The organism is Dictyoglomus sp. LHC4 (assembly GCF_055181355.1).
In genome coordinates this window covers 1,130,280-1,142,499 of the sequence record NZ_CM143707.1, presented here as the reverse complement: position 1 = coordinate 1,142,499, position 12,220 = coordinate 1,130,280, and the positions used below count along the sequence as shown (strand labels likewise).

General features: G+C 31.9%; 10 protein-coding genes, 1 tRNA gene and 1 other annotated feature. All 11 genes read right to left on the bottom strand.

Annotated elements, in window-relative coordinates; all coding sequences use genetic code 11:
• The gene (thrS, locus tag ACY3JO_RS05615; RefSeq protein ID WP_463084061.1) at positions 1-1,902 is read right to left on the bottom strand and encodes a threonine--tRNA ligase; all 1,902 of its coding nucleotides are present in this window, start codon (positions 1,900-1,902) and stop codon (positions 1-3) included.
• A 64-nt stretch (positions 1,903-1,966) separates the two neighbouring features.
• Positions 1,967-2,188, bottom strand: a binding site (T-box leader).
• 5 nt (positions 2,189-2,193) lie between these two features.
• A tRNA-Val gene (locus ACY3JO_RS05610) sits at positions 2,194-2,268 on the bottom strand.
• A gap of 13 nt (positions 2,269-2,281) precedes the next feature.
• Positions 2,282-2,722: a Holliday junction resolvase RuvX gene (ruvX, locus tag ACY3JO_RS05605; RefSeq protein ID WP_463084060.1), complete on the bottom strand. Its 441-nt coding sequence runs from the start codon at positions 2,720-2,722 to the stop codon at positions 2,282-2,284.
• Entirely contained in the window at positions 2,719-5,325 is a 2,607-nt protein-coding gene (gene alaS / locus ACY3JO_RS05600; protein ID WP_463084059.1) for an alanine--tRNA ligase, read from the bottom strand. The genes ruvX and alaS overlap by 4 nt, the downstream gene beginning before the upstream one ends.
• A 264-nt stretch (positions 5,326-5,589) precedes the next feature.
• A complete protein-coding gene (locus tag ACY3JO_RS05595; RefSeq protein ID WP_463084058.1) occupies positions 5,590-6,516 on the bottom strand; it encodes a tetratricopeptide repeat protein in 927 nt (308 codons plus the stop codon).
• Positions 6,516-6,908 carry a holo-ACP synthase gene (acpS, locus tag ACY3JO_RS05590; protein ID WP_463084057.1) on the bottom strand — a complete coding sequence of 131 codons (393 nt, stop codon included), beginning with the start codon at positions 6,906-6,908 and terminating at the stop codon, positions 6,516-6,518. Before acpS ends, ACY3JO_RS05595 begins: the two co-directional genes overlap by 1 nt.
• A 5-nt stretch (positions 6,909-6,913) precedes the next feature.
• Entirely contained in the window at positions 6,914-8,743 is a 1,830-nt protein-coding gene (glmS, locus tag ACY3JO_RS05585; protein WP_463084056.1) for a glutamine--fructose-6-phosphate transaminase (isomerizing), read from the bottom strand.
• Positions 8,744-8,936: 193 nt separating this feature from the next.
• Positions 8,937-10,274 (bottom strand): phosphohexomutase domain-containing protein, encoded by a 1,338-nt coding sequence (locus ACY3JO_RS05580; RefSeq protein ID WP_463084055.1) that lies wholly within the window; start codon positions 10,272-10,274, stop codon positions 8,937-8,939.
• Positions 10,271-10,672 carry a hypothetical protein gene (locus ACY3JO_RS05575; protein WP_463084054.1) on the bottom strand — a complete coding sequence of 134 codons (402 nt, stop codon included), beginning with the start codon at positions 10,670-10,672 and terminating at the stop codon, positions 10,271-10,273. Before ACY3JO_RS05575 ends, ACY3JO_RS05580 begins: the two co-directional genes overlap by 4 nt.
• Positions 10,669-11,682, bottom strand: a complete 1,014-nt coding sequence (gene amrS / locus ACY3JO_RS05570; RefSeq protein ID WP_463084053.1) for an AmmeMemoRadiSam system radical SAM enzyme — start codon at positions 11,680-11,682, stop codon at positions 10,669-10,671. Before amrS ends, ACY3JO_RS05575 begins: the two co-directional genes overlap by 4 nt.
• A 3-nt stretch (positions 11,683-11,685) precedes the next feature.
• Positions 11,686-12,213: an AmmeMemoRadiSam system protein A gene (amrA, locus tag ACY3JO_RS05565; RefSeq protein ID WP_463084052.1), complete on the bottom strand. Its 528-nt coding sequence runs from the start codon at positions 12,211-12,213 to the stop codon at positions 11,686-11,688.
• Positions 12,214-12,220: the final 7 nt, after the last annotated feature.

Below are 12,220 nucleotides of genomic sequence, written 5' to 3'. Positions count from 1 at the left end.
CTATAAGGCTTTTTTGGTATTTATCTCCTCTGAAAGCCTGTTAATGATGACATTAAGTTCAAAAACTCCTAAATCTTGATTATGGGTCCTTACACTTACCTTTCTTTCTGCCTTTTCTTTATCCCCTACTATAAAGATATAAGGTATTTTGTTATTTATAGCCTTTCTAAGCTTATAATTCAACTTGGCTTGATCTAAATCAACTTCTACCCTGAAGTCATTTCCTTTTAAAATCTTAGCAATCTCTAAGGCATAATCTTCATGCTTTTCTGATATAGGAAGAATAGCAATTTGAACAGGTGCAAGCCATAAAGGAAATCTTCCACCATATTGTTCTATAAGAATACCTATAAATCTTTCATAGGAACCTAATATTGCTCTATGTATCATAACAGGTCTCTTCTTTGTTCCATCAGAAGCATCATAGGTTAAATCAAATCTTTCTGGTAAATTAAAATCCACTTGAATTGTAGGCCCTTGCCATCTTTTTCCAAGTAACCCCATTAACTTTAAATCAATCTTAGGACCATAAAAAGCACCTTCACCTTCAGCAACTTGATAACTAACCCCTACACTCTCTAAAGCATTTTTAATAGCTGTCGTTGCTTTTTCCCATATTTCATCAGATCCAATATATTTTTCGGGTCTCGTAGAAAGAGTAATTTCATATTCATTTAAGCCAAAACTTTTTAACATAAAAAATACAAAATCTAATACTCCTTTAATCTCATCTTCCAATTGTTCTTCTGTACAGAAAATATGTGCATCATCCTGAGTAAAACCTCTGGCTCTCTCAAGTCCATATAATACCCCTGATCTTTCATATCTATAAACAGTTCCCATTTCAAAAAATCTAAGAGGTAAATCCCTATAACTTCTTACAGTAGACTTATATATAAGAACATGCCCTGGACAATTCATAGGTTTTACAGCATAATCTTTTTCATCTACTTGTAAAAAAAACATATTCTCTCTATAATTATCCCAATGACCTGATATTTTCCACAAATCAGCTTGCATTAAATGAGGAGTAATAACTGGTAAGTAACCTCTTCTTAAATGCTCTTTTCTTTCAAATTCTTCAATAATTAGTCTTAATAAAGCTCCTTTTGGTGGATAAAAAATTAAGCCTGGACCAGCTTCTTCAAAGGTATTAAATATCCCAAGTTCTCTTCCTAATCTCCTATGATCTCTCTTTAATGCTTCCTCCCTTTCTTTTAGGTAATCATTTAAATCTTTCTCAGAAGGAAAAGATATACCATAAATTCGTTGCAACATAGGATTTTTTTCATTTCCTTTCCAATAAGCACCAGAGGTGCTTAATAACTTTATAGCTTTTACTTTTCCTGTAGAAGGTAAATGAGGACCCTTACAAAGATCTATAAAATTACCTTGTCTATAAAAGGATATTTTTTCTCCTTCTGGTATTTCCTCAAGAAGCTCTAATTTAAAATTCTCTTCTAATTCTTCTAATAATTTTCTTGCTTCATCCCTCGTTAACTCTATTCTTTCTATAGGTATATCCTTCTTTATTATCTCCTTCATTCTTTCTTCTATTTTTTCTAAATCCTCTTGAGTAAAAGGAGTGTCCTTATAAAAATCATAATAAAATCCATCTTCTATAGCAGGTCCAATTCCTAATTTAACCTCTGGAAACAATTCTTTAACTGCATGAGCTAAAATATGAGAAGAAGTATGCCAATAAATAATTTTCCCATCAGCATCATCCCAATCCACAATTTCCACTACACTACCAAAAGGAGGAGTTATTTTCAGATCAGTTAAAATACCATTACTCCTTGCTCCCAATACTATATCTTCTAAGCCTTCTTCCCTTAATGCATTCAGCAAACTGCCTTTTTTCTCCCAACTTTTATTTTTATATACCATTTTCCAACTCATAATATTCTGACCTCCCGTTTAATTTTTCACTATTTATTCTACAAATAAAAAAGCTCTCGTCCCATTAAAGGACGAGAGCTCCCGTGGTTCCACCTTAATGGATCTAAAAAAGATCCACTCTTGATCTTTAACGGAATCACCCGTCACCGCTTACTCTTCCATTAATGGAATTTCAACAGGAAGCTCCGAGGTGGTTTTCATCTATTTCAGATATGGAAGACTTCCAGCTTTTCGTCTTCCTCTCTGTATATCTGAAATAGATTACTTTCCTCTTCTTCGCCTTTTCTTTTATGGTGGGCGCGGGTGGGATTGAACCACCGACCCCTACCGCGTCAAGATAGTGCTCTCCCACTGAGCTACGCGCCCTTACGATGTAAAATTATACCTTTTCTTGTTTTTCGGTGTCAAGTTGTATGGATGACAAAAACTTTTGTAGTATAATTATTGCTGACTGCTTATTTTTAATAATCTTTCTATCCTTTCTTTTAACATTAGCCCCTATTAAAACCCTCTCTACCTCCATAGTAGTGAATCTTTCATCTACTAAATAGGTTTTGATTTTAAATTTTTCTTCTATTTTCTTGGATAATTCTTTTATTTTTTCTGTTTTCTCATTCTCATGTCCTCGCAAGCTTATCGGATAGCCAATCGCTATCCCTTCAATATCATATCTTTGAAGTATACTTTTGAGATAGTCGAAAAAGGATTTTTCGCTTTTAAACTCTATAACATCCAATCCTTGAGCTATAATCCCTAATGGATCAGAAATAGCAAAACCTATATATTTTTCTCCCCAATCTATTCCAAGATATCTACTCATTTGTTTTTAAAATAATCCTTCAAATATTCCTTAATTTTCGTGATATCTATTTTAGGAATATTAAACTGTGCTAATGTATCCCTTCCCCCACCTCTTCCTTTAAACTCTTCTGTTATTACTCTTACTATGTCTTTAGCAAGAATATTTCTATCTACTAACTTAGGACTTATCATAACCGTGCCTGCAAAACGTCCATCAATCTCTTTTAGAAGAACTATAACAAGATTTTCTTTTTTACTCTTTAAATAATCTCCCAATCTTTTTATAGCTTCATCATCCATGTCAACAATTTCACAAAGTATAGCTATATCCCCAACCATCTCAATTTTATTTAGTAAATTAGAGGATTCTTTTTTAATTATTTCTTCCTCTAGGTTTTCTATCTTTTTATCTTTTTCTTTTAACTCTGAAATTAATCTTTCAATTCTTAAAGGTATTTCTTCCATATTATTTGCACCTAATAAATCCATAGACCTTTTAAGAATATTTTCCTTTTCTTTCTGATATTCCCAAGCTTTAATCCCACATACTGCAAATATCCTTCTTATTCCACTCCCAATTCCTTCTTCTCTGAAAATATAAAAACTTCCTATCTCTCCTGTATAATCTACATGAATACCACCACAAAGCTCCATACTAACATCATCAATTTTAATAACCCTAACATCCTTCTGATACTTTTCAGTAAATAAAGCTATTGCTCCCATTTTTCTTGCTTCATCTAATGTAGTCCAGAATTTATCAACTTTAAAATTTGATAAAATATTTTTATTTATCTCTCTCTCAATAAGTCTCAATTCCTCATCTGTTATAGGAGAATGGTGAGTAAAATCAAATCTTAAAAATTCTGGAGAAACTAAAGAACCAGATTGCATAATATGATTACCTAAAATCTTCCTAAGAGCTGAATGTAATAAATGGGTGGCAGTATGATGTCTCATAGTATGATATCTTCTTTCTTTATCTACTTCTGCCTTAACATTCATCCCTTCTTTAAAGATTCCTTTAACTACTTTTCCTTTATGGAGAATAAATTTATCTCCAAGTTTTCTTACATCAGAAACTATTACCTCCACATTATCATTAAATACTTTGCCAGCATCTGCAACTTGACCTCCACTTTCTGGATAAAATGGAGTTTTATCTAATATAAAGTATACTTCTTCCTCTTCTTTTATTTCTCTATTATGTTTATTTCCCAAGAAAAAAAGAACGTTACTTTCAGAAGAAAGAGTATCGTATCCTACAAATTCAGTATTAGGAATCTCTCTTAATTGATATACCTCATCATCAGATAATGATATGAATATACTTTCAAGTTTTTCTTGAGTAGACAATCTTGCTTTCTCTCTTTGTTTCTCCATTTCTTTATTAAATCCTTCAATATCAACTTTAAACCCTACCTCTTCTGCAATTTCCTGTGTCAATTCAATAGGAAAACCATAAGTATCATAAAGTTTGAAAGCAAACTCACTATTAACAACTTTACTTGTAGATTTTCTAAAATAATCCTCCAAAAGATTAAGACCTTGTTCTAAGGTTCTTATAAATTGCTCCTCTTCTTTGATGAGTACTTTCATAATATAGTCAGATTTTTCTTTTAATTCAGGATAAGCATCTTCCATTACATCTACAACAGTAGGCACAATTTTGTAAAGAAAAGGCTCTTTCACTCCTAACTTATAGGCTCTTCTTAATGCTCTTCTTATTAACCTTCTCAAAACATAGCCTCTTCCCTCATTAGTAGGAACCACACCATCACTCATAAGAAAAGTGATAGCTCTAATATGATCTGAAACCATTCTTTCCGCAACCAAATCAGAATCATTAATAATTTCTTTTACCTTTTGAATAATTGGTTGAAAAAGATCTGTTTCAAAAACATTACTAACATTCTCAACAACTGTTACTATTCTCTCAAGTCCCATTCCTGTATCTATATTCTTTTGAGGTAGAGGAGAAAGTTTTCCCTCTTCATCCATATAGTAAGCCATAAATACTAAATTCCATATCTCCATAAAACGATCACAAGGATCACCTGGCTTGCAATTTCCTTCCCCCTTAGATTTGGGACCGAAATCATAATATATCTCAGAACATGGACCACAAGGTCCCGTAGGTCCTGGAGGACCCCAGAAATTATCCTCTTTTCCTAATCTTACTATTCTTTCTTTTGGAATTCCCATTATTTTATTCCAAATTTCAAAAGCCTCATCATCTTCCTCGTATACAGAAATCCAAATTCTTGATAAAGGAATCTCTAATTCTTTCGTCAAGAATTCATAAGCAAAACCAATTGCTTCCTTCTTAAAATAATCCCCAAAAGAAAAATTACCAAGCATCTCTAAAAAAGTTAAGTGCCTTGGGGTAAGGCCGACCCTTTCTATGTCTGTAGTTCGAAAACATTTTTGAATTGTGGTAATACACCTTTTAGGCGGTATACCTTGCCCTAAAAAATATGGTTTAAAAGGAACCATTCCAGCAGTGGTAAAAAGTAAGGTGGGATCATCTGCAGGAACTAAAGATGCACTGGGTAAATGTAAATGGCCATTTCTAACGAAATATTGTGTAAATTTCTCTCTTATTTGTTGGCTTATTCTCATTTCTAAAACCCCTCTAATGTAAGAATTTTTTAAACAATTATTAAAAGCCCCGCTATGCCGTGATGCCGAAGTCCTTGTGCCCCGTTCCACAATTTTGAGGCCTACCCTGCTTGGTTATGTAGCTCTTTAAGAGCCGCAATCCCAAGCCAGGAGATCAGCCTCCTGAAACAAGGTGTTGAGCCAGGACCACAGCATACACCACGCGCACAGCAGGGCTCTCTAAATTGAATATACCACAAAACCAAACAAATTTCAATTATAACCCTATTTTTGTGGTAAGGTTACTTTCTGAAGTAGCACTGAAAGTCTAACTTTCGCCATAACTAAAATCTGCGGGTCAGCTTTATCACCTAAATCTTCAATAATCTTATAAGTTTTTATAGCATCAAGAATATTGTCTTCTTCTTCGTAAATAGTGGCTAAAATATACAAAGCATTAGAATTATCTTTATTTCTTTCAAGTACTTCTTTAATATCTTTTTTAGCCTTATCAAATTTACGTAATCTTTTATACTCTAATGCTCTCTGTAAATAAAACCTATCTTCCTCACCACTTATAAAAAGCCCTCTTTTAAAGGTTTCTTCAGCTTCTTTTATTTTTCCTTCTTCTTCTTGAATAATCCCTAATACTATGTATAACTCCTCTTCGTCTTTATATTGTTTGATTTTTTCTTTTAATAATTTTTCAGCCTCTTCATATTTTTTAGCTGCCATAAACTTATAACTTTGATCAATAGTTTCTAAGATCTCTTCAGCAGGTGTCTTATAATTTAAAGATATAAAAATAATTAGCCCGATTGTAATAATAGCAATAACACTTCCTAAAAAAATTCTTTTTAATTTTCTTTTCCTTTTTTCATCCACTATCCCAACTATGTGCCACCACCAATATTCTTTAGGATAAAGATTAGATTTGTTTTTTAGTCTATTACTCTTTCTCATTATCTTATACAAAGAATTTATATTCTTCTTTAATTCGCCATCTATTTCACTCAATCTAGAAAGCTCTGGATCAATTGGAACATTTAATTTTTTCAGATCAATAAGCAATTCCTCTACTTCTTGTCTTAATGTCAAAAATTTTTCAATATATGACTCACTTTCTTTAAAATCAGGTACTATAAGTCTTCCAGAAATCTTCTTCAACTCTTCTATTTTTTTCCTCAATTTTTCTAAAGGACTTTCCTTCATTATTTATCCCCTTTTATAGTTATTAAAACTACAGCAACCGCATATTTATGAGTATGAGAAATACTCACTTTTATATCTTTAACTCCTTTTTGAAGGGCAAATTCAAGAGCTTTATTCCTAAGATTAATCTCAGGCTTTCCATTTATTCCGTAAAGAATTTCCACATCTTTCCAATCCCAACCTGAATATCTCCCACCAATGGCTTTTATAAAGGCCTCTTTGGCTGCAAAACGCGCAGCCAAAGAGGGATATAAATCTTTTTTCCCACTTAATTGCTCTAACTCTCTTAAAGAATATATCCTTTCTTTAAATCTTACATATTTTTCAAATAATTTCTTTATTCTTTCTATCTCAACAATATCTAAACCTACATCAATAATAACGTTCTCCATATTATCTATTCTACCGTAACTGATTTTGCTAAATTTCTTGGCTGATCTATCTCTCTACCTAAATTATTAGCCATATAATAGGCAAAAAGCTGTAAAACAATAGCAGCTAAATATGGATAATAAAAAGGATCAATATTAGGTATAGGAATCAAATCATCTACCAAATTTAATAATTTTTCATCCTTTTCATTACCTATAGCTATAATTGGAGCTTTACGTGCCTTTGCTTCTTCTAAGTTATTTACCATTTTGGAATAGGTCTCATCTTTATATACTAAACCAAAAACAGGAGTATCAGGATCTAAAAGTGCAATAGGACCATGCTTAATTTCTCCTGCAGGAACTGCCTCAGCATGTATATAAGATATCTCTTTAAGTTTTAATGCACCTTCCAGTGCTAATGGATAATTTTTACCACGAGCAAGATATAGAAAATTTCTTTTCAAATAATATTTATCCGAAATATTTTTTACAAGATTCTTTACACTATCTAAATAGTTTTCTAAATAAGTGGGCAGTAAATTCCAATCATCTAAATTAATATTTTCTTTTAAAACTTTAGCTTTTATATAATCTTTTAACAGACCTAACCATATTAATTGAGCTATAAAAGTTTTTGTAGCTGCAACCCCAATCTCAACTCCAGCTTTAAGCCCTATTACATAATCGCTTTCCCTTGCAATAGTACTTTGGGTGTTATTCACTAAAGATAAAACTTTAAAACCTTTCCCTTTCAAATTTTTAACTGCTGTAATCACATCTGCTGTCTCACCAGACTGACTTATAGCAATAAAAAGAGTATTTTGAGGAATCTTTAGAGATCTGTAGTAGAGCTGTGAGGCGAGTTCTATATCTACAGAAAAAGGAAGCTCTGATTCCCATAGAAATTTTGCGAAATAGCCTGCATGATATGATGTACCACAAGCAATTATGAAAGCATGTTGAATTTTATCCCATTCAATATTACTCTCTTTTAACTCTTTAATTTCAAAAATATTATCGTACTTTTCTAAATTAGAAATAATTCTTCTTGCAACAGAAGGCTGTTCAAATATCTCTTTAAGCATAAAATGAGGGTAACCATCTTTCTCAGCCCTTATATTATCTTGGGGTATTTTTATTGGATTAATTGTAATTAATATACTCTTATCACCAGTCACATGGAATATCTCTACTTTTTCAGGAGTAACCTTAGCAAATTCATTATCCTTTAAAAAATAAAAAGTATCTGTATACATACCTAAAGCAGGAATATCAGAAGCTATAAAATTCTCTCCTTTTCCGTATCCTATAATTAGTGGACTTTGCCTTCTTATAGCAAAAAGTTCTCTATCTCTTCTCTTATCCATAACTAAAAAAGCAAAAGATCCTTCAAGTCTTCTGAAGATTTCTTCAATAGCCTCCTCTAAGCTAAGTTTTTCTTCTTCTATAAGAAACTCTAAAAGATGAACTGAAACTTCTGTATCTGTTTGACTTAAGAATTTATGACCCTTATTCTCTAAAAAATTTTTTACCTCTTTGTAGTTTTCAATTATTCCATTATGTACTAAGACAATATTTTTAAAACAATCCACATGAGGATGTGCATTTTCGTAAGTAATACCACCATGAGTAGCCCATCTCGTATGACCAATACCAATATTTGAAATAGTAGAGAAATCTAAACTATTCTTAAGGTCTTGTACTTTTCCTACCACTTTTTTAATTTCTATCTCCCCATTTTTTATATAAGCAATACCAGCTGAATCATAACCTCTATACTCTAATTTTTCGAGACCCGATATTATATAAGGCAAAGAATTATTACTTCCTATATATCCAAAAATACCACACATCTTTCTCCTCCTCCTTAAATTTTTTTGGGAGAAGGAGAATGCCCCTAATGCTACTTAGGGACCTTTTGTCCTGGTAGTCACCTACCAGTTTTGTGAGTCCCCTTAAGGCAGGTAGCTACTGCCTGGAGGCATCCGCCGAAAACCTCGATTAACCTCCACCTCGTCAACTTGCCTAAAAGGCAAGTCCTGGCGCTTAGATACTTAAATAACTTAAAATTTTCTCTTTAATATCTTTTAGAAAACATTCTAATTCCTTTTTAGGGACATCTCCTTCTAATGTGATTCTTAAAACTGGTTCTGTGCCAGATCTTCTTATAATAATTCTTATACTATTATCCTTTATCACCTCCTTAGCAATATCTATTATTTTTTTCTCATCATCTTCCGTTAGTTTTATTTCACTTATATTTATCTTATCATGTACTTGAGATAAAAGTTTTATTTCTTCCAATATTCTTACAAAATCATCTTTCATGTGCTTAAAAATTTTTACTAAAAAAAGAGATGTGAGAATTCCGTCTCCTGTAGGTAAATAATCAAAAAGAATTATATGGCCAGAAGTTTCTCCACCTAAATTTAAATCATGTTTTAGTATAGTCTCAAGTACATACCTATCACCAACATTTGTCCTAATAAGTTTTATACCTTTTTTATCTAAATACATCTCAAGCCCATAATTGGTCATAATTGTACCAACTACTTTGTTATTTCTTAATATTCCTTGCCTTTTAAAATATTCTGCAATAATACCCAAAATTTTATCCCCATCGATAATTTGATCTTTAAAGAATCCTATGACTCTATCCGCATCTCCATCATATGTAAATCCTATATCAGACTTACTTTCTATAAAAAGAGCTTTACCTATCTCTGGATATACTGCTCCACAATTTTCATTTATATTAAGACCATTATATTTAGTATTATAAGCATACACTTCTGCACCTAATTCTCTATAAATTTCAGGTGCCACATTAGATGCAGATCCATTAGCACAATCCAACATAATTTTAAAACCAGTGAAGTCTTCATTCACTACTTGTTTAAGATAATTTTTATATATTTCTTTTCCTTCATTAAATTGAAATATTCTTCCTATTTCATAAGGGTCTGCCCTGTAATAATTATCATTTCCTTTCATATATTCCTCAACCTTTTCCTCTACTTCATCAGGTAACTTAAATCCATCATTGGCAAAAACCTTTATACCGTTATATTCAACAGGATTGTGGGAGGCTGAAATTACAATACCCAATAAAATATCTGGATTAGTTTTCACTAAATAAGATACAGATGATGTTGGCAATATTCCAGCATCTAATACATCTATACCACCTGAAGTAAGTCCTGCAGACAAAGCACTTTTTATCATATCACAAGATCTTCTTGTGTCTTGAGCAATAAGAACCTTCTTGCCTTGAGAATTATCAAAATAACCTACAAGAGCTCTAGCTAATTTATACGCGAGCTCAGGAGTTAAGGCTTTATTAACAATACCTCTAATGCCATCAGTACCAAAAAGTTCTCTCACTTAATTTCACTCCTCTCCTTTTCCAAAATAACAATATCATATTTTTCATTCACCTCTTTACCTTGCCAAAAACCAACTACTTCAAAATTCTTTCTTACCTCACCAGTTACAATTAATTTTTCACCTTCAGCAGGAATTCCAGTAGTACTTAATACAGTAATCTGAAAGTTTTCAAAAGTAAGAGAATAGGCAGAATATATACTTCCCCATATACCATAAGGGTTTGTAGCCTCACCTTTTATGGTTATTTCTTTCCCTATATATTTTTCTATATTTCTCCATTTCTCTCTCCATGGAGAGTCTTTCAACCAATCGTAATAACTATAACCTATAAAACATAATAAAAGAAATGGAAAAATTAAAAAATTTCTTATTCTTTTATTTTTAAAAAAGTTCATGACAAATTACCCCCTACATATATAAGAAGTTCATAACCACAATAAGGACATTTATTATTGTTTCGTAAAAGATTTTTTCTTATAAAATATCCTTCTCTTACAATCAACTCACTACCACAAGAAGGGCAATATGTAGTACTACCCCTAACATCCCTTACATTTCCAGTATATACATAATTTAATCTTTTTCTTCCTTCTTCATATGCAAAATTAATTATTTCAAGGGAAGTAGGAGGCTCTATAAATTTATATGCTGGAAAATATCTAGTAAAATGTAAAGGAATATCCTTACTAATTTCAGCTACCCATTCAATTAATTCGATTATTTCTTCCTTCTTATCATTATAATTTGTTATAATTAAATTTGTTAACTCAATGTGAATTCCTTTTTCAAAAGCCAAAACTATAATTCTTTTTACCTTTTCTAAGTCTCCTTTACAAAGTTTTCGATAAAAATCAGGATTAATTGACTTAATATCTATATTCATAGCATCTATGAGTGGGGCAATCTCTAAAAAAGGTTCTTCCTCAACAAATCCATTAGTTACAAAAACATTTTTTAAGTTATATTCTCTAGCGAGTTTAGAAACGTCAAAAACAAATTCGTACCATATAAAAGGCTCATTATACGTATAAGCTATTCCTATGGATTTATTTTTCAAAGCAATATTAACAAGAGTTTCTGGAGAAATTTCTTCTAAGTAAATTTCCTCTGGTAAAACTTGAGAAATACTCCAGTTTTGGCAAAAAGGACACTTAAAATTACAACCTGTTGTGCCTATAGAAAGAATTGAACTTCCTGGATAAAAATGATATAGAGGTTTTTTTTCAATAGGATCTAAAGCAATAGAACTTACTTTTCCGTATATAAGAGTTATAAGAGTACCTTCTTTATTTTCTCTAACACCACATATTCCTTTTTTATTAGGATAAATTATACATTTATGAGGACATAAAAGACACTGAACTTTCCCTTGATTTAATTTTTGGCAAAATAGAGCCTCTCTCATTAATCATTCCTTAAATCTTTGAACAGAAAACCTATATATTTTAAAATCCTCATCGGGATATATTCCAGCCTTAGCAAGAGCGATACTTAGCTGTTCTTCCACTGTATCCACACCTTCTAAATCAGGAAGTAATACCCCTTTTCTCCATCCTTTCTGAACTACAATACCATATTTTTGGGGATCAAGTTCTGAAATATCTTGAACTTCTTCCAAAGGGGAAAGAATATCTACAGAAATTTCTATATTATCTAATTCATCTAAGGATACAGGGGGAAATCGAGGATCTTCAATAGCTGCACTTATAGCATTCCTTATAATTTCCTCAGCTATATTGGGAGTAGTAGGTAAAATACTACCAATACATCCTCTAAGCTCTCCATTAGGTCTTTTATGTAAAGACACAAATACACCTGATCTCCTTCTAAGAAGTTCATGAGGCAAATCCAAGGGAGGAGAAATTACTCTCCCCTCCCTGAGATATGTCTCAATAGCTTTCCTTGCCAAAGAGACTGTATGATAACCAATATCCATATAAATT